This is a genomic window from Paraburkholderia lebeckiae (assembly GCF_014201005.1).
Lineage (GTDB): Bacteria > Pseudomonadota > Gammaproteobacteria > Burkholderiales > Burkholderiaceae > Paraburkholderia > Paraburkholderia tuberum.
Genome location: NZ_JACHDK010000027.1, coordinates 52,073 through 72,469, shown reverse-complemented (window position 1 = coordinate 72,469; position 20,397 = coordinate 52,073). Strand labels below are relative to the sequence as shown.

Genomic DNA, 20,397 nt, shown 5'->3' with positions numbered 1-20,397 from the left:
CTGTCCACACCGTGCGGCTCTGGCAGCAATGCTAACCCGCGTCTGATTCGTCACGGCTGGCCAGCCCCTGCCTCACGGAAAGTCATACTGCCTTGTTCTGCCGGATCTTGATTGGCTTTTTCCGCTCAGCGTTGAGCGCTTCGAGCGCGGCCAGATTGGCGCCGCTCTTGTCCACAGTGATAGTCTCGGGCTCAACATTTTGGGCAATCGCCTTTTTTGCCCATCTCGTTCGTGGTTCGTGAGGGAATGCGAATTCTAGCGCACCGCGTTAGCGCGACAGAACCATGCGCGTCAGGCACGTGCAATGCGCATCTCGGGACCAGGCGGGCCGATGTATCGGACCGAAGGAGCCGAACATGCGTGTGCAGGCGATAGAGATGGCCGACTTCCTCGTAAGCTGGACCGTCGTCAGGGATTCGGAAGGTGCTTTCCAGTGGATCGTGCTCGTGACCGAGCGCGGCGGCGAACACGGCACGGTCTTCGAGCGACGCGGGACCTGCGGCCACGTGTCGTGGGGAGACGCGCAGGACATCGCGGCTGAGAATGCGCGCCGCGTCGCGGCCACGCTCGTCGAGCCGGACAACACGAAATCGCGGCGCGAGCGGATGCCGGTGGCGCCCCGCGCGAATCATTGATGCACGGTCGGGGGCAGTGACTGCTACGTCGCGTCGAGTAACGATTGCATCGGCGCCCCCAACGGAGATTCAGGCAGTGACTGCTGGCGGCCGCTTCGAAACGCCGCCGCACCACCCATCCGCGAATCCGCTACTCCCTCTAACTTCGCCCCCGCCCCGCGCGACGCGACCTCGGCAGAAAATGCCGCATCGTCAGCAAAATAGTCGATCCCAGCAGCAGCGTGGCAATTGGAAACGTGCCCGCGGCATTCACCGCGATGTCCATCGGGCGCTCCCCGAGCAGCTGCATACGGCGGCGCGTCATCGCGGCGCCTAGCGACTGCAGTTCGCTCTTCAGCATGCGCTCGGCGTCGGGCAGCAGGACGGTTTCCTCGTCGGCGACATGATGGGCAACCTCGCGAATCAATTGAAAAAACAGCCCATCGTAGGCGGCGTTTTCGGGGCCCATCGCACGCAGTTTCGCGATCGTCGCGCGCATCTGGTCGTGTTCGGGACGGCTTTTCTTCAGCGTTTCATCGCTGCCGAGCGCGCGCTCGAGCGCCGGATAGAAGATTTCTTCCTCCAGCTGCGCGTGGATTTCGAGCGCGTCGCACACGCCATTGACGATCGCACGTTTGCGCCACCACGGCGTGGACGCGTGATATCGGTGCGAAGCGGCGAGCACGTGCATATGGTCAAGGCGGATCATCGACGTGATCGACGGCGACAGCGATGAGGCGTCAGTGGACATGGCGTTTCTCCAGGACAAGGGGGCTCGCGGGTACCGCATGCCCCATTCCCGCTGCCCAACAATCGGTCAACCGGGTGCCAGCGCCGGCTAGCGGGCCTCTTTACTGCTCGTGAAAGCGTTCAGCGCGGAGTCCGCGGCATCCGCCGCGCGGGCAAACAGATCGTCGACGATTCCGCGCGCCGCGCTATAGCCGCCCATCAACGCATCAGCCTCGGTGTCGAACGGCCGGCCGCCCGCAATGCCGAAGCGCAGCGGCGAGAACGTTGCGACGGCGGCGCCCGCCTGATAAATGTGAACCACCGCCGTGTAGCGCGTGCGTACCGCCGCGCGCTCGGCGGGGCGCAACGTGAAATCCGCCTCGACGGTAACCTCGATCGTGAACCCGTGATATTCGTAGGTCCGCATCATCCTTTCCTTCGTCGCGTAAGTGGGTACTTGCCGGCGCGCGATGATCGCGCGCGACGGGCGCGGCGCTCGTCGCCGCCGCGCACATTCGAGCGGCGCTGGCTCGATGCTTCGAGCGTATCGAGCCGCGCAAGCAACAGACGCGCCTGTATCGCTTCAACGTTTTCGCATCATGGTCTGAAGCAACGATTCGTCGCAGCATACGCTGGCGGTCGCAAAAATGTGCGTCGAGTGGGTGGTCGAAACGACGGCGTTGCGAACGGGCCTGCCGGAACGCGCAGTTAGCGGCGGTGACAGCGCGCGCAAAGGAGCTGGCCCATCGGCTGCAACCTGTTGAGCGCGGTCTGAATCAAAATGTGCACTGCTGCGTGGAGGGACGAAATGCCTGATGTCCGACAAGTCTGCCGGTGCGCCGTCGATGTACAGGGCCGGCGAAATTCCGCAAGTTGCGATCCCACCCGCGACGCGTCTGGCGCTGTGTGGAAATCTCGCGCGGCGGCGCTGCGCAGAACGCTCGTCATCACATTCGCGATCGCCGCGACCGCCGCATGCGCGACGTCGCCCGAACGCGGCGCCGCGCAGTCTTCGGGTCAACCGGCATGCAACGTGGCCGGCAAGTTCTGCGACACCTTTTTTGGCCCGTAATGAGACGCGCGCCGCGCATGAGCTGCGTTGACGCGCGAGACCGCAAGAGGACCGATCAGATATTCCCGCGGCGCGTTCACCCGAGGTCGTTGCTGCGCGGCACCTCGCTACCCAATTCAGCGCCGGTCGTCGGATCGCTCGACGGGTCCGAGCGCAGCCGCGTGGCCATCGCGGTGACCGCGGGTTCCTGTTGCGCTTCGAGGCCGACCGACGCGGTGCCGGCGCCGCCGTCCACCGCCGGTTCAGCGGCCTCGTGGGTGGTCCCGGGATGGCGTGCGCGGCGGCCGATGTCGCGTGTCTCGTGGCGCGCTCGGCTCCTCGTCGGCGTGTCCGTGGCCTTCGGCATGTGGACAGCCGGCATGGGTTGGAGCAGCATGGTCGCCTGGATAGGCTTGAAGCAGCGGGCCAATCTCAGCGGAACTTGCATGTGAGCGAGGCAATCAACCCAGATACCGCGCTGTGGTATCGACACTTTTTCGATCTGCGCGCACCAGCGAGCAACCAGTCGTCCTGCTGCAGGAGAAAAGAAATGCTGACGCAGAAGACCAAGGACATCGTAAAGGCCACGGCGCCGGTTCTGGCCGCGCACGGCTATACGATCATTCAACGTTTCTACAGGCGGCTCTTCGAGGCGCATCCCGAACTGAAGAACGTGTTCAACATGGCGCACCAGGAGCAGGGGCAGCAGCAGGAAGCGCTCGCGCGCGCCGTGTACGCGTACGCCGAGAACATCGAGGACCCCAGCAGTCTCGCCGCGGTCCTGCGCAATATCGCCAACAAGCACGCGAGCCTCGACGTGAAAGCGGAGCACTATCCGATCGTCGGCGAACATCTGCTTGGCGCGATCAAGGACGTGCTCGGCGACGCCGCGACCGACGACATCATCTCCGCGTGGGCCCATGCGTACGGCAATCTCGCGGACGTGCTGATGGGCATGGAAGCCGAATTGCGCGAAACGCGCGCATCGCAGTTAGGCGGCTGGACCGGATGGCGCACGTTCGTCGTCAAGGAGAAGCGGCCCGAGAGCAGCGTCATCACGTCGTTCATTCTCGAACCGAAGGACGGACAGCCGGTCGCGAACTTCGAGCCGGGTCAGTACATCGGCATTGCCGTCGATGTGTCCGCGCTCGGCCTGCAGCAGATCCGGCAATACAGCTTGTCCGACGTGCCGAATGGCCATACCTATCGGATCTCCGTCAAGCGCGAGAGCGGCGAGGCCGGGCGACCGCCGGGCTATGTGTCCTCGCTGCTGCACGATCACGTGAACGTCGGCGACGAAGTCAAACTGGCGGCACCGTACGGCACGTTCTACATCGATGTTCATGCGAAGACGCCGATCGTGCTGATCAGCGGCGGTGTCGGTCTGACGCCGATGGTCAGCATGTTGAAGCGCGCGATTCAGGACCCGCAGCGGCGCGTGGTGTTCGTTCACGCTGCGCGCAACGGCGCCGTGCACGCGATGCGCGACCGTCTGCAGCAGATCGCCGCCACCCAGCCGAATTTCCGCGCGATGGTGTTCTACGACGCGCCGCTCGATACCGACGTGCAGGGCCGCGACTACGATTACGCGGGTTTCATCGAGCTCGGCAAGCTGCGCGACGAGATCCTGTTGCCCGACGCCGACTACTACATCTGCGGTCCTGTTCCTTTCATGCGGATGCAGCACGACGCACTGAAAAACCTGGACATTCACGAGTCGAAGATTCACTACGAGGTGTTCGGACCGGATCTGTTCGCTGAATGACGCGTACGGTCGTGCCGCGCGACGGCTGCCGCGGAAGCGACCAGCAGGAATGCAGTCACCGTGACCGGGAGCTCGGCATGAAAGTGCATCATCTGAACTGCATTTCGACTTGCCCGCTGTGCGGAAAGCTGTTCAACGGGCACCCCGATTCGTTGATCCGCCGCGGGCATCTGACCTGCCACTGTCTGCTCGTCGAAAGTCCGGCGGGGCTGGTGCTCGTCGATACCGGTTTCGGCTTGCGTGATGTCGCCGATCCCAATTCGCGCCTCGGCAAATTCTTCCTGAGGCTGCTGAAGCCCGAGTTTCGAAATGAAATGACGGCGATCAGGCAGATCGAGCGGCTCGGTTTCGACCCGGCCGATGTGCGCCACATCGTGATGACGCACCTCGATTTCGACCATGCGGGCGGACTCGACGACTTTCCGCACGCGACGGTGCATATGCTCGCGAGCGAGCGCCAATACGCGGCGCAGCAGAAGACGTGGCTCGACCGGCAGCGCTTCAGGCCGCAGCAGTGGTCGTACCAGAACATGTGGCGCGTGCATTCGCCGCAGTACACCGAGCGTTGGGAGGGCTTCGCCAAGGTCCATCCGATCGAAGAACTCGCGAGCGAGATCGCGCTCGTGCCGTTGCGAGGCCACACCTATGGTCACGCGGGCGTCGCCGTGCACGGCGATGACGGCTGGTTGCTGCTCGCGGGCGATGCCTACTTCGACAACGGCGAGCTCGACCCGGTGCGTCCGCATTGCGCACCCGGTTTGCGCTTCTATCAGTGGATGGTCGAAAAGGACCGCGCGGCACGACTGTACAACCAGCGCCGACTGCGCGATCTGGCAAAGCGGGCGAGTCCCGCGTTGACGATTTTTTGCAGCCACGACGTCGACGAATTCGAACGGCTGGCGGGCCGTTCGGTGGCCGTGCCGGCGCAGCAGATGGCGTGATGCTCGCAGGCTTGCGCGCGCGCCCGCTGCTGCGCCGCTCGCTCACGTGTTGCGCTCACCCTGGACTCCATGGGACAGCGTTCTCAAATGCGCTTGCAGCGACCATGCCGGTTGATGGCTGGTCGCTCTTTTTTGCGCGAGCGCTTTTTATCGATCCGGCCGCCGCAGCAGCGCGGCCGCGAGCAGACCGGCGCCGAGCGCCACGTAGACGTGGCCGAGCGAGCGGCGCGACAGATGCGCCTCGAATCCAGGCGTGAGCCTGTTGGGCACCACCTTGTAGTCGACCACATACGCGCTCGCCACGGTCGTGGCCGCGGCGACCGCGGTCGCGCCGGGCCGTCGCGATGGGTCGGGGCCGGCCATCCGGTCAACGAGTTGCTCGAACATCATTGCCCAGAAGATCGCGGCTGCCTGATGGATCGCGAAGCCGGTCACCGTATGGCGGATGCTGAAGCCGCGTTCACGCAGCGCGCGTTGCGGCCACAGGCAATGGGTGACGGCATTGATCGGCGCGAGCGGGCTGCCCGATGCGTCCGTGGATGCCGCCGCGGCGGTCGCCGCCGACAGGCAGCCGGCCAACAGCCCCGATGGCACGGCCCGGCGCAGCGTCGCGCAGATGGCCTGATACCACGGCGAACCGATTTGGTATTCGAGCATTTTCATGGCGGGGCTCCGGTTCGGGCGCGCAAACGCACGCCCCATGATCGCGGACAGCGGTATGCGCGAGGAGCAGCATGGCGCGTTCCGCGCGGACGATGCCGCGCATCACGCGATCTCGGCCTTCACGAATCTCGCCATGAACGTGCGGGTCGAGCCATCGGGAAACAGCACCGCGACCTGTTCGTCGGTTGAAAACACCACATGGCCCGAGCCGTATTTGCGCACGCGGACAGCGTCGCCGCGGCTGAAGCGAGGTTTCTGGCTGGCGTGGCGAGGCGGTTTTTTGTCTTCGGGGGTGGTTCGTTGCGCTTCGAGTGTCGCTTCGAGCGGGTTCAGACAGTTGTCGCAGGTGCCGCAACGCTCGAAACCCTGCGCATCGCCGAAGTATTCCAGCATCACGCGCCACCGGCAGCCGCCGGTTTGCGCGTAGTCGATCATCTGCTGGAGTGCGTCGCGATCGCGCGTCGCGAGCTGCGCATAGCGTTCGACCGCGGCATCGATCGCGCTGTCCTCGCCAACTTCGCGTAACCGGTACCGCTGCAGCCGGTCGCGTGACACGTGTCGGGAGTCGGTCAATATCTTCAGCGCGACGGCGAGCTTGTTGCGGCCGAGGTCAGGCACCGCATCGAGCAGTTCGCGCGCGCTCACGCCAGGACCGGGCGATGTCGTACGCTGCGCGAGGGCGTCGCAGATGCGGCGCAGCAGCGCGGCATCGGGATAGCGGCCCAGCGCGAGAAACTGCTGCACGCGCCGATCGTTCAGATCGAACAGCAGTTCGCAGCGCGCGATCTCGCCGTCGCGTCCCGCGCGTCCGCTTTCCTGGTAATACGCATCGATGCTGCCCGGCATCTGGTAGTGGACGACGAAGCGGATATCGGGAATATCGACACCCATCCCGAACGCGTTGGTCGCGATCATCACACGCACGTCGCCCGACACGAAAGCCTCCTGCGCGTCATGCCGCTCACGCGCGGACATACGGCCGTGATAGCAGGCGGCGGCAACTTCCCAGCCGCGCACCGTCGCCGCCAGTTGTTCGGCTTCGCGCACGGTCGCCGTGTAGACGATGCCTCGGCCGGTTTCACTCGCGAGCAGCGTGCGCAACGCGGCCGTCTTGGCCTCTCGCGCGCGCGCCGACGCACGCTGGCGCCCGTCCACGACCGACACCTGCGTGACCCGATAGTGAAGATTGTCGCGATACACGCCGGTGTTCACGATGCGCGGCTCGCGCAGGCCCAGCGAACGCACGATGTCCTCGCGGATGTCCGGCGTGGCCGTCGCGGTCAGCGCGAGGATAGGTGGCTTGCCGAGCGCCTTGACCGCATCGACGATGCGCAGGAATGCCGGCCGAAAATCGTGGCCCCACTGCGATACGCAGTGCGCCTCATCGACGACGACGAGTTCGATGCGTTGCCGAGAACGCGCCCGCAATGCGTCGATCAGCTCGGGCCGCGTCAGTTGCTCGGGCGTGACGAACACGATGCCGCGGCGTGCGCTGCGCAACGCATCGTAAGTCTCGCGCAGTTCGGCGGCCGGCACCGTGCTATTGATCCGCCAGGCGTCGATGCCGGCCTCGCGCAGCTTGTCGAACTGGTCTTTCATCAACGCGATCAGCGGCGACACGACCAGCGTCCAGCCGTCGAGGTGCAGCGCCGGCAACTGGTAGCACAGCGATTTGCCCGCACCCGTCGGCATCACGGCGAGTGTGTCGCGCCGTTCGAGCACGCTGCGGATGATGTCCCGTTGGCCGGGGCGCAGCCGGCTGATCCCGAACACTTCGCGCAACGTCCTGCGCATCGCGTTCAGACGGGCGGACGTGTCGCGCGCGATGGAGGTGTCGGTCATGAAGTTGGCGGTTGGCTTGCGGCACGGCGAGTCAGCCTGCGGATAGCAAACACCGTACCGCGACCGGGCGCCGCAGCGGGAACGCCGTGTGCTGGTACGTTATGACGTGATATTTATGGCCAAACGGGTGGACTCATGAACAAGGAAGACAAAAGCGACGCGTATCCCTACGCGTCGGGCGGATGGGGGTCGGTCAAGGCGGTGGCGACAATCCTGCTGCAGGAAAAAGCACCGCTGAAGGATAGCCAGGTTCTGATGCATCAGAACAAGCCCGACGGTTTCATGTGTGTCAGCTGCTCGTGGGCGAAGCCGGCCGATCCGCATACGTTCGAGTTTTGCGAAAGCGGCGCGAAAGCGACCGCGTGGGATCTGACGGCCAAACGCGTCACGCCCGATTTCTTCGAGGTCCACACGGTCAGCGAGCTCGCCAGATGGCACGACCACGATCTCGAGGAAGCGGGGCGGTTGACCGAGCCGCTGCGCTACGACCCGGCTACCGACCGCTACGTGCCGGTACCGTGGCAGCAAGCATTCGATGCGATCGGCGCCGAGCTGCGTACGCTGGACCCGGCCAGCGTGGTGTTCTACACGTCGGGCCGCGCTTCACTGGAAACCTCGTATATGCTGCAGCTTTTCGCGCGCATGTACGGCACCAACAATCTGCCTGACAGCTCGAACATGTGCCACGAAAGCACCAGTGTCGGCCTCAAGGAAGCGATTGGCGTGGGCGTCGGTACGGTCTCACTCGACGACTTCGAGAAGACCGACCTGATGTTCTTCTTCGGCCAGAACGTCGGCACCAATAGCCCGCGCATGCTGCATCAGTTGCAGGACGCGCGCAAACGCGACGTGCCAATCATCACGTTCAATCCGCTACGCGAGCCGGGGCTGCTGCATTTCGCAAATCCGCAGTCAGCGTTGCAGATGCTCACACCCACCGATACGCAGATCAGCACGCAATATCACCAGCTGAAGACGGGTGGCGATACCGCCGCGATCCTCGGCATCTGCAAGCTCGTCATCGAAGCGGACGATCGCGCGGTGAGCACGGCCGACGCGCGCGTCGTCGACGTCGATTTCATCCGCGAGCATACGAACGGCTACGAGCAATTCGCTCAGTACGCGCGCGACGCGAGCTGGGACGACATCGAGCGAGTGAGCGGATTGCCGCGCGACGCGCTCCAGGCAGCCGCCGACGAGTACATCAAGGCGAACGCGGTGATCATCCATTACGGCATGGGTCTCACGCAGCATCGGATGGGCGTGCAGAACGTGCGCATGCTATGCAATCTGCTGCTGCTGCGCGGCAATATCGGCAAGCCGGGCGCGGGGCCGTCGCCGGTGCGCGGGCATTCGAACGTGCAGGGGCAGCGCACGGTCGGCATCACCGAAAAGCCGGAGCTCGCGCCGCTCGATCAACTGGCCAGACAGTTTTCGTTCGAGCCGCCGCGCGAGAAAGGCATGAACATCGTCGAGGCGTTCGAGGCGATGCTCGACGGCAAGGTCAACGCGATGATCAACCTCGGCGGCAACCTCGTGCGCTCGGTGCCCGACCGGGTGCGCACCGAACCGGCGTGGGCCGCGCTCGGGTTGACCGTCAACGTGGCGACCAAGCTCAATCGCAGCCACCTGGTGCACGGCCAGCGCTCGTATCTGCTGCCGTGTCTGAGCCGCATCGAGATCGACCGGCAGGCGGGCGGCGCGCAGGCGGTGTCGATGGAAGACAGCACGGCACACTTTCACGGCTCGCGTGGCATGGCCGAACCGGCCGCGCCGACGATCCGCTCGGAGCCGTTCATCGTCGCGGGCATCGCGAAGGCGACGCTCGGCGAGCGCTCGAGCGTCGACTGGGATGCATGGCGTGACGACTATTCGCGCGTGCGTCTGGAAATGGCGAAGACGTGGCCCGAGATGTTCGCTGACTTCGAGGCGCGCATGTGGACACCCGGCGGCGTGATCCGGCCGCTGCCGGCGCGCGAGCGCAAGTGGAAGACCAAAAGCGGCAAGGCCGAATTCATGGTGCCGACTTCGATCGGCGAAGATCCGGACATGCCCGAGCGTGAGCCCGATTCGCTGCGGTTGATGACCCTGCGCAGCGACAGCCAGTTCAACACGACCATCTATGGCCTCGACGACCGCTTCAGAGGCATCAAGGGTTCGCGCATGGTGATTCTGATGAATCGGGCCGATATGGAAAAGCGCGGACTCGCGCACGGCGACCGAATCTGCCTCGAGACGATTGCGGACGACGGCGTCGAGCGGCACGTCGACGGACTGACCGTCGTGCCGTTCGACGTGCCGCAGGGATGCATCGGCGGCTATTACCCGGAATGCAATCCGCTGCTGCCGCTATGGCACTACGCGAAAGAGAGCAAGGTGCCGGGCGCGAAGTCGATTCCGGTGCGCGTACTGGCGGCCACGCGGTGATCAGTGCTTCGTGGATACAAAGAGGCCGGCATCGTTACCTGTGCCGGCCGCTGAATTACACCCGGGCAGCGCGTGAAGGGCATGATAAGCGCGTGCCCATCTCCATCATAGTCGGGCCAGCGGGCCCTTAGCGGACGCGCAGGGTGTCGGTAATGCATGAGTTGCGTACAGAGCCGAACCGGCAAGCTGGCAAAGGACGAGAACCAAAAGCTTCGCACCGGCTGTGGCGCGCGCGACACGGAGTCCATGCGCGATTTCCGCGACCTCCGCGCGCGCCTGCACGCGTCATCCCGCGCAGCATCGCCAGGATCGCAGCGATGCGTGCCGCCGTTGCGCCGACCCCTGCCGCGCGTTATGACGGAAGGCGCGTCCATACGCGAGCCGCGAGATGCAGCGTTCAGCGCCGCGGCTTCGAGCCCTTCCAGCTCGACTTGCGCGCGAACTCCACGAACGAATGCAGATAGTCGAGCGACGCGTCCGCTTCGCGCGTGCCTAGAAAAATCTGCTTGGCGATGCCGGTCTTGCCTAGCTTCACGCTGACCACCGGCATACGGTCCGCGTATTCCTCGGCGAGCCAGCGCGGCAGCGCCGCGACGCCGCGATCGCTCGCGACCATCTGCAGCATGATGTCGGCGGTCTCGATCGTCTTGTGACGGCGCGGCGCGACGTCGGCGGGGCGCAGGAACAGGTTGTAGATGTCGAGGCGGTCGGTGTCGACCGGATAGGTGATCAGCGTTTCGTCGACCAGTTGTTCGGGCTCCACGTAACGCGCGTTGGCCAGCCGATGCCCGTCGGCCACCACCAGCACCTGCTCGTAATCGAACACGGGTTCGAAGCTGAGGCCGGGGCGCTTCAGCGGATCGGGGGTGACGAGCACGTCGATGTCGTAGCCGAACAGCGCACCGATGCCGCCGAACTGGAAGCGCTGCTTGACGTCGACGTCGACATCGGGCCAGCGCGCGAGGTACGGCGACACGACCTTCAGCAGCCACTGATAACACGGATGACATTCCATGCCGATGCGCAGCGTGCCGCGCTCGCCGTTCGCATATTGCTTCATACGCGCTTCGGCGTGCTCGAACTGCGGCAGCAGCCGGTCAGCGAGCGACAGCAGATAGCGGCCCGCCTGCGTGAGGCGCAGGCTGCGGCCATCGCGTTCCCAGACCGGCGTGCCGAGCTGCAGCTCGAGCTTCCTGACGCTATGGCTCAATGCCGATTGCGTCAGATGCAGCGCACCGGCTGCCGCCGTGAGCGAGCCCTGCCGGTCCACTTCGCGGATCAGGGTGAGGTGAAAGCGTTCGAGCATGAGGTGTTCTCAACGAGGTCTCGGGCGGGCGATCTGAACGCCAGGCAATTCGAGCTCGCTTGACCAGGAGTGATATAGCCCAAAGCGTCGTTCGTCGCGATCGGGCGAAATTAGCCGGTGTGGCCGGCCGGGCGCGGACAACGGCACGCCAGCGAAATACAGTGGTCCGTCCCGTCGGGCTATCTTGCAGGAAGATCGAGCATTTCACGCGCTTTGGCCGCACTTGCCACCGGCCGGCCATATTCGCCACACAGTGAGGCCACCCGCGCAACCAGTTGCGCATTGCTCTTTGCCAGCGTGTCCTTGTCCCAGCGCACGTTGTCTTCGAGACCGGTGCGGCAGTGTCCGCCCATTTCGAGAGTCCAATGATTGACCTCCAGCTGATGCCGTCCGATTCCAGCGGCGGTCCATGTTGCATCCGGCAATAGCGCCTTGAGTTGCTGAACCTCGAACTCGAGAATCTCGCGACGCGCGGGCAGCGCATTTTTTACACCCATCACGAACTGAACGTGGACAGGAGACTTCAGCAGCCGTTGCTGAACGAGATCCGCGGTGCTGTACAGCATCGCCAGATCAAAGATTTCGATTTCCGGTTTGACATCGTAGTCGAGCATCGTTTGCGCAAGCGCGCGCACAAAGTCCGGCGGATTCTCATAGACGGTAGTCGGAAAATTGACAGAGCCCGTTGCGAGCGACGCCATATCCGGGCGCAGGTCGAGCATCGCGCCGCGTTGCTCGAACGAACGGCCACGACCGCCTGTCGAAAACTGGATGATGATGTCAGGGCAGTGCTTCCGGATGCCTTCCTGAAGCGCGGCGAAACTCGATCGGTCGGAACTCGAGTTCTCCTGTTCGTCACGCACGTGCAGATGAACGAGGGATGCCCCGGCTTCGTACGCTTCCTGGGTGCTTTCGACCTGCTCGGAGATCGTGACCGGCACGGCCGGGTTGTCCTTCTTGCGGGGAACTGAGCCAGTGATGGCAACAGAGATGATGCACGGTTCACTCATGACTAACACTCCAGTTCCAGATTTTCGTCTCGCGTCCACGGCGAGCCCTCATGAGCGCGTCTCCTGCAAAATGCCCGCGCTCCATATCTTCCAAGTTTAGTTCAAAAGGCTCGGCTGATCTTGATCTGGTGTAGAAATCCTGGACGCAGTCGAATGTTAGCCTCGACGTTTTTCACGCCTTCGGATCCCGCCAGGCCGGTGAATCATTGGATCGTCTCGCTGCATTCTCGGCTCTGTTCGGATTACTGCTTGCTCAAGGCATGCGGCTTTCCGATGATGAGGAAATGAAAGAACGCGATCAGCGGGAACGCCGTGGCTACTGCCGCAACCAGAGTCCAGCCGCCGTGCTCAAAGAGCGTGCTTGCGGCAGCCGAACCGATTGCTCCGCCAATGAAGATGCTTGTCATGTAGAGCGCGTTCAGGCGGTTGCGGCTCGAGGCGTGCAATGCATAAATCTCGCGCTGTCCAAGCACCATGCTCATCTGCACCGCGAAATCGAGCACGATGCCTGTCACGACGAGACCGTACACACCAAACGACGGATGAATCAGCGCCGGTGTGCAGGCCAAAGCGCCGGCGATCAACGCGATGCATGTGGCACGGACAGAGTGCCCTGCATCTGCCAGGCGGCCGGCTACCGGCGCCGAAGTGGCGCCGATGGCACCGACGAGCGCGAACAGCGCGATCGCCGACTGCGAAAGACCGTAGTGACGCGTGAGTTCAATGGGTACGGCAGTCCAGAACAAGGTGAACGAGCCGAACATCAAGCCTTGATAGAGCGCACGGTGACGCAGCACCGGCATCGTGCGAACCAGATGCAGCAGTGAGGCAATCAGCTCGAAATAAGTGGCGCTGTGATCCGGCTGGCGGCGCGGAATGGTCAGCGCGAGCACCGTGGTGACGAGGATCATCAGCACTGCAGCGGCGCCGACACGAAACGCCAGCCAAAATGGTCTGCGAGCAGGCTCGAGAGCGGGCGCGAGAGCAGGATGCCGAGCAACAGGCCGCCCATGATCGTGCCCACGACGCGACCGCGCGAGTGATCAGGCGCGAGGTGTGCGGCGAGCGGGATCAGAATCTGAACCGCGACAGAACTGAAGCCAATCAGCAGGGAGATGGCGAGGAACCATCCCGCCGAGTGCATGAACGAAGCGGCCGCGAGACTCGCGATGGACACGAGCGCGGTCGTGATCATGAGCTTGCGGTCCTCGAGCAGGTCGCCGAGCGGGACGATGAAGAACAGCCCGAGTGCGTAGCCGATCTGGGTCAGTGAGACGATCAGACTGGCCGTTCCTCCCGACATGTTGAGGGAAGGCGCGATGAGCTCGGTGATCGGTTGGTCACAGCCCGTGTGAAAACGTGCTGATCGCCTAAACTGAAGCAACGCGTTCAGGTCGGGTGGGCACATGAAACGATTTGTCGAAGGCGGAGACCGAGGGCAAGCCGTCTTGCTACCCGAGTATCTCGACGACTATGTCGCCGACGACAACACGGGTCCGTGTAGTGTGACATTCAAACCGCTTCCTCTGCTTTCCGTGTACACCGCGAGCAAGGCCTCGGTCACAGCGTTCACCGGTCTCTCTCGCGCTGCAACTCTCGCAATCTCAATGCGCGAGTGAGCCTGGTGACACCGGGCCGCGCGCCAGAGACGCGCTTCGTGAAAACGCACAGCCCCGGATGCGACGTGGCTTCCCCGAGGCGCCAGCCAATCAGCTTTCCCTTGCGATGCAACGGCTCGCCGACGCGCCTCACTGCATGGTGCGCCGGGTCACCACATTCAAAGCCATCCGTGCGGCCGCGGTACGGGTTTCCACACCCAGCTTTTCGAAGACGTGTTCAAGGTGCTTGTTGGCGGTGCGCGGGCTCATGCCGAGGATATCGGCGATATCGCGATTGGTCTTGCCCAGCGCGACCCAATACAGCACATCGGCTTCGCGAGGAGTTAGCCGGAACGCCTGCATCAACGCGGCGGGTCCGGGCGAACCGGCCTTGCATTGGATCAGCAGCAGTTCCTCGCCCTGCGCGCCGCGACGCAGCCGGCTGACGATAAGTTGTTCACTCGCGGCCATCAACTCGAACGGCCTGACCTCGGAAGCCTCGAGCGCGTCATGAAGCCAACTGCACAACGCGGCCGGCAGACGACCGTGTCCATCGAGCGAGCTGCGCAGCCACGACAGGGCAAGCGGCGTCATCCACAGCACTTCGCCGTTGGGGGCCACGGCGACCACAGCCTGGCCGGCAGCATCCATCGCCGCCCGGGTCTGCACGACCAGGCGCGAATTGCGCAGGTGCGAAGCGATGCGCACCATTACTTCGGCCGGACGAATCGGCTTGGTGATGTAATCGACCCCGCCAGCCTGGAAACCCTGCAGAATATGCTCGGTCTCCGTCAAACCGGTCATGAACACCACCGGAATCGCACGGGTCTGGAGGTCCTCCTTGAGCTGTCGGCAGGTCTCAAAGCCATCGATGCCGGGCATCACCGCATCGAGCAGGATCAGATCCGGCGGCAAGCGGCGGGCGCGATCCAATGCCCCCGCGCCGTCGGTTGCGACCAGCACCGTGTAGCCCGATTTATCTAGCAGGGTATGCAGGATGGAGAGGTTTTCGGGCGCGTCGTCAACAATCAGGACGACATCGCGAAGCGGATCAGGACGTAGCATCGGGGTTCGCCTGCATGGTTCGGTCAAGGTATCGCAAATATTCGGGAAGGTCGAAGCGCTCGACATGCGTGCGCAAGATTCCCGTGAAAACTCCATAGGACGGGTCCAGCTGCTCGATCTCGCTGAGCTTGTCGAGGATGCCGCGCACGTACCCGAGGCTGCCGACCTCGTGCAGGCTGCGCAACAGTTCCGGGTCGGGTAACGCGACTTCGGTTGGCGGAATCGCGGGTGCCGCGGCGGGGAGCGGGTCTGCTGGCGCTATCTGCGCCGCAACAGCTGGCATTGCCGGGACCCACTGTAGATTCAGACGCTCGCGGATCAATTCCAGCAGTTCGACAACATTGACAGGCTTGACGAGGAAATCCTCGTTGCGAATGCCCGCTGCGTTTTCCCGGCCCTTGTCGAATGCATTGGCCGAGACCACGATAATCGGCGCATTGCTCAACAGATTCGCGCGAAGCAAGCGCGCGGTTTCCCACCCATTCAGTTGCGGCATGCCGATATCGAGCAGGATCAGGTCGGGTGCGAACGAAGAGACGGCGCGCAGTGCCTCGATTCCGGAAGCGACTTCCTGAACCTCGAAGCCCAGCGGCTCCAGCAGCTTGACGTGCAACTCGCGGTCCACCCGCTCGTTATCTACCACCAGCACGCGGCGCGTCGGGCCGGCATAGCCGCCGATCGGCAGTTTAGGAACGGTTGGAACCGGCTTCGGGGCGCGCACTTCCGGCAAGAACAACTGGACGCGAAATGTGCTGCCGCGGCCGGTCTCGCTCGTTACGGTCAGGGTGCCTCCCATCACGTCCGTGAGCATCTTGGCGATGGTCAGGCCTAGCCCCGTGCCGCTTTCCGAGCCGCCCGGGACATTGGTGCCACGCTCGAACGGCAGGAAGATGCGAGTCAAGTCATCCGCATCAATGCCCACGCCGGAATCGATGATTTCGAAGACGGCCATCTCCCGGCGGTATTGCAAGCGCAGCGTGACATCGCCGCGATCGGTGAACTTCACCGCGTTACCCAGGATATTGATGAGGACCTGGCCCACGCACTTTTTATCGGCACGCACGACGCAGGGCAAATTGGGCGGCGCCTCGCAATGGAAGGTGATGCCCTTGGCACGCGCCTGCAAGCTCACCATATCGGCTAACTGCGCGACGAATTCGGGAAAGCGCACTTCCTCGACTTCGAGCGTCATCTTGCCGGTCTCGATCTTGGCGATATCGAGCAGGCCGTCGATCAACGAAACGAGATGCTCCCCGCTGCGGCGAATCACCGCCAGTGCGAGATGGCGGTGGGGAGGAATGGACGTATCCTGTTCGAGCATCTGCGCGTAGCCGAGAATGCTGTTGAGCGGCGTGCGCAATTCGTGGCTGATGCCGGTGACATAGCGGCTCTTCGCTAAATTGGCCTTTTCGGCTGCTAGCTTTGCACGTTGCAACTGCGCATCGGTGCGCTGGTGGGCATCGATTTCCTCGAGCAGCAAATGAGTCTGCCGGTTCGATTCCTCTTGCGCAACGCGCCGGCTTTCGGCCGTCAGCACACTCCACCAGCAGCCAATCCCGCCCGCGAGCGCCAGCACCGCAAACAGTTTCAGGAATGCCGCACGCAGTAGCATGTCGACGGCCGGCGAGAGTTCGTTGACAAGCACCGACTCCTGCGTATAGATCAAGCTGAGAATGGCGGCCAGAATCATGGTCACCAGCACGAACAGCAGCAGGTACTGGCCGATGCGCGTATTGAAACGGGTCGACAGCGCCCTGGGCAAAAGCCAGCGTATCACTGCATTGGTCTGTTCGGATAGCCGTGCGCCCGGTTTGCACACGTCATGACAACGCGCATCCAGCGTGCAGCACAGAGAGCAGATCGGTCCTTCATAAGCCGGGCAGTGCGCCATGTCTTCGGTTTCGTACGCCTTGTCGCAAATGCAGCATCGAATCGACTGATAGCCCTTGCCCAGCGGAACCCCGGCCAGCGCGACCGGCTGGCGCGCGACGTAGTATTTGCCGCCGGTCGCCCAGGCGATCGCCGGCGCGGCAATCAGGGCGGTCGCGAGCGCAATGAGCGCCGAGAACGCGTGGGCAGTCTCGCCCAGCACATGAGTAAACGCCAGCACCGACAGCGACGAAGCAATCAGCGTCGCGCCAACCCCCACCGGATTGATTGCGTACAAATGAGCGCGCCTGAATTCGATGCCCGCGGGGCTCAGGCCAAGCGGCTTGTTGATCACGAGATCGGCCACGACCGCGCCGACCCAGCTGATGGCGATATTCGCATAAAGCCCGAGGACCTGTTCCAGTGCGCGGAAAACCCCAAGCTCCATCAGCATGAACGCGATCAGCACATTGAACACGAGCCACACCACGCGGCCCGGATGACTATGGGTCAGCCGCGCGAAGAAGTTGGACCACGCCAGCGATCCTGCATAGGCATTGGTCACATTGATCTTGAGTTGCGACAGGATAACGAAGAAGGTAGTGACCAGCAGTGCCGTTTCAGGCGAACCGAACACGTATTTGTACGCGACGAGGTACATCTGGGTCGGTTCGACCGCGCGGTCGGGCAGTACCTCATGCTGTATTGCGAGGAAGGCGAGGAAAGAGCCGCCTAGCAGCTTGGCCACACCAAGAATGATCCAGCCCGGGCCGGCACCCAGCATGCATAGCGTCCAGCGGCGCTTGTTGAGCGCGGTCCGCTCGGGCAGAAAGCGAAGGAAGTCGACCTGTTCTCCGACCTGCGCAATCATGGAAATGAGCACGGTGGTGGCGGCACCGAACATCAGCAGGTCGAAGTGGCCGTCGCTGCCGGCGTTGCCGAGAAAGCTCGGCAGTTCGCGCAGCAGGCCCGGTTCTTTCCAGATCACGGTTGCATAAGGCAGCAGCAGCAACACGACCCAGAGCGGCTGGGTAAACGCCTGCAAGCGGCTGATCAGTGTAATGCCGTGCGTGACGAGCGGGATGACGACCACCGCGCAGATCAAATAGCTTAGCGAGACGGGGATCTTGAAGTACAGCTGCAGCGCGAGCGCCATGATGGCGGCTTCCAGCGCGAAGAAAATGAAAGTAAAGGACGCATAGATCAGCGACGTGATCGTGGAGCCGATATAACCGAACCCGGCGCCCCGCGTTAGCAGATCCATATCGACGCCGAATCTCGCGGCGTAGTAGCTGATCGGAAGACTTGCCAGAAAGATGATCATGCCGACAAACAGGATCGCCCAGAGCGCATTGGTGAAGCCGTAACTGACGGTAATCGATCCGCCAATTGCTTCCAGGGCGAGGAATGAAATTGCGCCGAACGCGGTATTGGCCACCCGGAACTCGGACCATTTGCGAAATGTGCGTGGTGTGAAACGCAGCGCATAGTCTTCGATGGTTTCGTCGGCGACCCAGGTGTTGTAGTCGCGCCGTACCTTGATGATGCGCTGGACGGGTATCGCGTGTGGCAGCGCTGATTCGCGGGAGTGGTTCACCAAAATTATTCGGGATCGGACTGTGGACGGAACGAAGCGCCCGACAGACGCAAGCAGCATGCCACCTGCCCTCGGTCGGTATGGAGCTAGCAAGAGCGTGCAGAAGCCCGCGGCGCTGGATATGCGCTGCGCAGGTGCGGGGCGGCGCGCCCCTAATGTGACATTGCCGCACCGGGACAGTGCGAGCGCGTTTTCTCACCGAGATGCCAGCGCCGTTGCTCACTGCTAACGGCAGCTTCTTCACGTGCCAATTTCACGTGCCGACTTCTCCTTATGCGCGTCGAGCATACCGCCGCCCCGCGAGCCGGCCGATACGTCATTTGACGTAGGACCGCGCACTCTCCACGCAGCGACGCGATTGCAGGTGCCGCAAACCCGTTCGTGCCAGCGCAATGCGGCGCTCCTGCGCTAGCGCCGCGCGTTGGTAAGTCAAATGACGTATATCGATGCGGAATTCGGATACCTATCCTGCATCCGCCGTTCAACGACAAACAAGCCAATGCGTCGGCGCCATGCAGGCTGGCGCGTGCACTTCGCGTCACGACCGGCCCGCCGGCCAGCCCTGAAAACAACGCAGAAAAGGACTTTGAACATGACACAACGCTTCGACGACAACGGCGGTGACCACGCTGACGAGTCATCCGCCCACGCTGCCGAACTGGCCTCTCCGGCTCGCCGCAAAATTGCACTTGGCCTGGCTTCGCTGCCGTTTGCAATGATGGCCAAGCCGTCGTTCGCTGCCGCTCCACCGACTTCGCAAGTCAACACGACGGGCAGGGCGGTCACAGATACCACAGTGACGGTTGGTCAGTTGCACTCATCAACCGGTACGATGGCGATCAGCGAGACCGGGTCGATCCGTGCCGAACGCCTCGCGATCGAACAGATCAACGCGATGGGCGGGATTCTCGGGCGCCAGATCAAAGTGATCCAGGAAGACGGCGCCAGCGACTGGCCGACCTTTGCGGAAAAGGCGACCAAGCTGCTCGAAAGCGACAAGGTCGCCACTGTGTTCGGCTGCTGGACATCCGCGTCGCGCAAAGCCGTATTGCCCGTGTTCGAAAAAGACAATGGCCTGCTCTACTACCCGACTTTCTACGAAGGCCTGGAACAGTCGAAGAATGTTTTCTATACCGGCCAGGAAGCAACCCAGCAAGTGCTGGCCAGCCTGAGCTGGTTCGCCAGGGAGAAGAAGGCGAAGACCTTCTATCTGGTCGGTTCCGATTACATCTGGCCGCGCACCTCCAACAAGATCGCCCGCAAGCACATTGAAAACGTGCTCCACGGCGAAGTAGTCGGCGAAGAGTACTACCCGCTTGGCAACACCGAATTCGGTTCGCTCATTAACAAAATGAAGTTCAAGAAGCCGGATGTGATTTTCGCTGACGTGGTGGGCGGTAGCAACGTCGCGTTCTACAAACAACTGAAGGCCGCCGGCGTGACAGGCGACAAGCAGCTGTTGCTGACGATCTCGGTGACCGAAGACGAGTTGCTGGGGATCGGAGGTGAAAACTTCCAGGGCTTCTACTCGTGCATGAAGTATTTCCAGAGCCTGGACAATCCCGCCAATAAAAAATTCGTTGCGGCATTCAAGGCCAAGTACGGCAATAACGCAGTGATCGGCGACGTGACCCAGGCCGCGTACCTCGGCCCGTGGTTGTGGAAGATGGCCTGCGAGAAAGCCGGCAGCTTCGACGTCGATAAGGTGGTGGCGGCTTCGCCGGGTCTGGAGTTCAAGGACGCGCCGGAAGGCTACGTCAAGGTTCACCAGAATCACCACCTCTGGAGCAACACGTTGATCGGTCAGGGTCAGCGCGATGGTCAGTTCAAGGTCGTCTACAAATCGGACTTGATTGAGCCGAATCCGTTTCCGAAGGGCTATCAGTAAAGACCGCGAGAGTCGCACGGGCGGCCGCTCAC

General features: G+C 63.0%; 15 protein-coding genes and 2 pseudogenes. 6 read left to right on the top strand and 11 right to left on the bottom strand.

Annotated features, from left to right (window positions below):
- Positions 1-91: 91 nt before the first annotated feature.
- Positions 92-226 (bottom strand): annotated as a pseudogene (locus HDG39_RS30600) (IS6 family transposase); the annotation flags it as partial.
- A 130-nt stretch (positions 227-356) separates the two neighbouring features.
- On the opposite strand from HDG39_RS30600, the gene HDG39_RS30595 reads away from it, so the two are divergent.
- A complete protein-coding gene (locus HDG39_RS30595; RefSeq protein ID WP_184011419.1) occupies positions 357-635 on the top strand; it encodes a hypothetical protein in 279 nt (92 codons plus the stop codon).
- 139 nt (positions 636-774) lie between these two features.
- Here the strand turns inward: HDG39_RS30595 and HDG39_RS30590 are convergent, their stop codons facing one another.
- The 3 genes from HDG39_RS30590 to HDG39_RS35955 all read right to left on the bottom strand — a co-directional run bounded on the left by HDG39_RS30590 (position 775) and on the right by HDG39_RS35955 (position 2,791).
- Positions 775-1,365 (bottom strand): hemerythrin domain-containing protein, encoded by a 591-nt coding sequence (locus tag HDG39_RS30590; RefSeq protein ID WP_184011417.1) that lies wholly within the window; start codon positions 1,363-1,365, stop codon positions 775-777.
- An 87-nt stretch (positions 1,366-1,452) separates the two neighbouring features.
- A complete protein-coding gene (locus tag HDG39_RS30585) occupies positions 1,453-1,770 on the bottom strand; it encodes a hypothetical protein (protein ID WP_184011415.1) in 318 nt (105 codons plus the stop codon).
- Positions 1,771-2,491: 721 nt separating this feature from the next.
- Positions 2,492-2,791 (bottom strand): hypothetical protein, encoded by a 300-nt coding sequence (locus tag HDG39_RS35955; RefSeq protein ID WP_409259222.1) that lies wholly within the window; start codon positions 2,789-2,791, stop codon positions 2,492-2,494.
- Between the two features lie 153 nt (positions 2,792-2,944).
- Between HDG39_RS35955 and hmpA the strand changes: the two genes are divergently transcribed.
- Together hmpA and HDG39_RS30570 are read left to right on the top strand one after the other, a co-directional pair.
- Positions 2,945-4,159, top strand: coding sequence for an NO-inducible flavohemoprotein (gene hmpA / locus HDG39_RS30575; RefSeq protein ID WP_184011413.1), 1,215 nt, complete (start codon positions 2,945-2,947; stop codon positions 4,157-4,159).
- A gap of 77 nt (positions 4,160-4,236) precedes the next feature.
- Entirely contained in the window at positions 4,237-5,100 is an 864-nt protein-coding gene (locus HDG39_RS30570; protein WP_184011411.1) for an MBL fold metallo-hydrolase, read from the top strand.
- A gap of 147 nt (positions 5,101-5,247) precedes the next feature.
- Here HDG39_RS30570 and HDG39_RS30565 read toward each other — a convergent pair whose 3' ends face one another.
- Together HDG39_RS30565 and HDG39_RS30560 are read right to left on the bottom strand one after the other, a co-directional pair.
- Positions 5,248-5,763: a hypothetical protein gene (locus tag HDG39_RS30565; RefSeq protein ID WP_184011409.1), complete on the bottom strand. Its 516-nt coding sequence runs from the start codon at positions 5,761-5,763 to the stop codon at positions 5,248-5,250.
- A gap of 102 nt (positions 5,764-5,865) precedes the next feature.
- Positions 5,866-7,605, bottom strand: a complete 1,740-nt coding sequence (locus tag HDG39_RS30560; RefSeq protein WP_184011407.1) for a RecQ family ATP-dependent DNA helicase — start codon at positions 7,603-7,605, stop codon at positions 5,866-5,868.
- A 135-nt stretch (positions 7,606-7,740) separates the two neighbouring features.
- On the opposite strand from HDG39_RS30560, the gene HDG39_RS30555 reads away from it, so the two are divergent.
- Positions 7,741-10,032, top strand: a complete 2,292-nt coding sequence (locus tag HDG39_RS30555; RefSeq protein ID WP_184011405.1) for an FdhF/YdeP family oxidoreductase — start codon at positions 7,741-7,743, stop codon at positions 10,030-10,032.
- 223 nt (positions 10,033-10,255) lie between these two features.
- Positions 10,256-10,390 carry a hypothetical protein gene (locus tag HDG39_RS36070; RefSeq protein ID WP_503125008.1) on the top strand — a complete coding sequence of 45 codons (135 nt, stop codon included), beginning with the start codon at positions 10,256-10,258 and terminating at the stop codon, positions 10,388-10,390.
- A gap of 39 nt (positions 10,391-10,429) precedes the next feature.
- Here the strand turns inward: HDG39_RS36070 and HDG39_RS30550 are convergent, their stop codons facing one another.
- The 5 genes and pseudogenes from HDG39_RS30550 to HDG39_RS30530 all read right to left on the bottom strand — a co-directional run bounded on the left by HDG39_RS30550 (position 10,430) and on the right by HDG39_RS30530 (position 18,480).
- Positions 10,430-11,338, bottom strand: coding sequence for a LysR family transcriptional regulator (locus HDG39_RS30550; RefSeq protein WP_184011403.1), 909 nt, complete (start codon positions 11,336-11,338; stop codon positions 10,430-10,432).
- A 179-nt stretch (positions 11,339-11,517) separates the two neighbouring features.
- A complete protein-coding gene (locus HDG39_RS30545) occupies positions 11,518-12,348 on the bottom strand; it encodes a 3-oxoadipate:acetyl-CoA acetyltransferase (RefSeq protein WP_184011432.1) in 831 nt (276 codons plus the stop codon).
- 242 nt (positions 12,349-12,590) lie between these two features.
- Positions 12,591-13,687 (bottom strand): annotated as a pseudogene (locus HDG39_RS30540) (MFS transporter); the annotation flags it as partial.
- A 409-nt stretch (positions 13,688-14,096) separates the two neighbouring features.
- Positions 14,097-15,011 carry a response regulator transcription factor gene (locus HDG39_RS30535; protein WP_184011401.1) on the bottom strand — a complete coding sequence of 305 codons (915 nt, stop codon included), beginning with the start codon at positions 15,009-15,011 and terminating at the stop codon, positions 14,097-14,099.
- The gene (locus HDG39_RS30530; RefSeq protein WP_184011399.1) at positions 14,998-18,480 is read right to left on the bottom strand and encodes a hybrid sensor histidine kinase/response regulator; all 3,483 of its coding nucleotides are present in this window, start codon (positions 18,478-18,480) and stop codon (positions 14,998-15,000) included. Before HDG39_RS30530 ends, HDG39_RS30535 begins: the two co-directional genes overlap by 14 nt.
- Positions 18,481-19,192: 712 nt before the next feature.
- Here HDG39_RS30530 and urtA point away from each other — a divergent pair.
- Positions 19,193-20,365 (top strand): urea ABC transporter substrate-binding protein, encoded by a 1,173-nt coding sequence (urtA, locus tag HDG39_RS30525; protein ID WP_409259223.1) that lies wholly within the window; start codon positions 19,193-19,195, stop codon positions 20,363-20,365.
- The last annotated feature ends 32 nt before the right edge of the window (positions 20,366-20,397 follow it).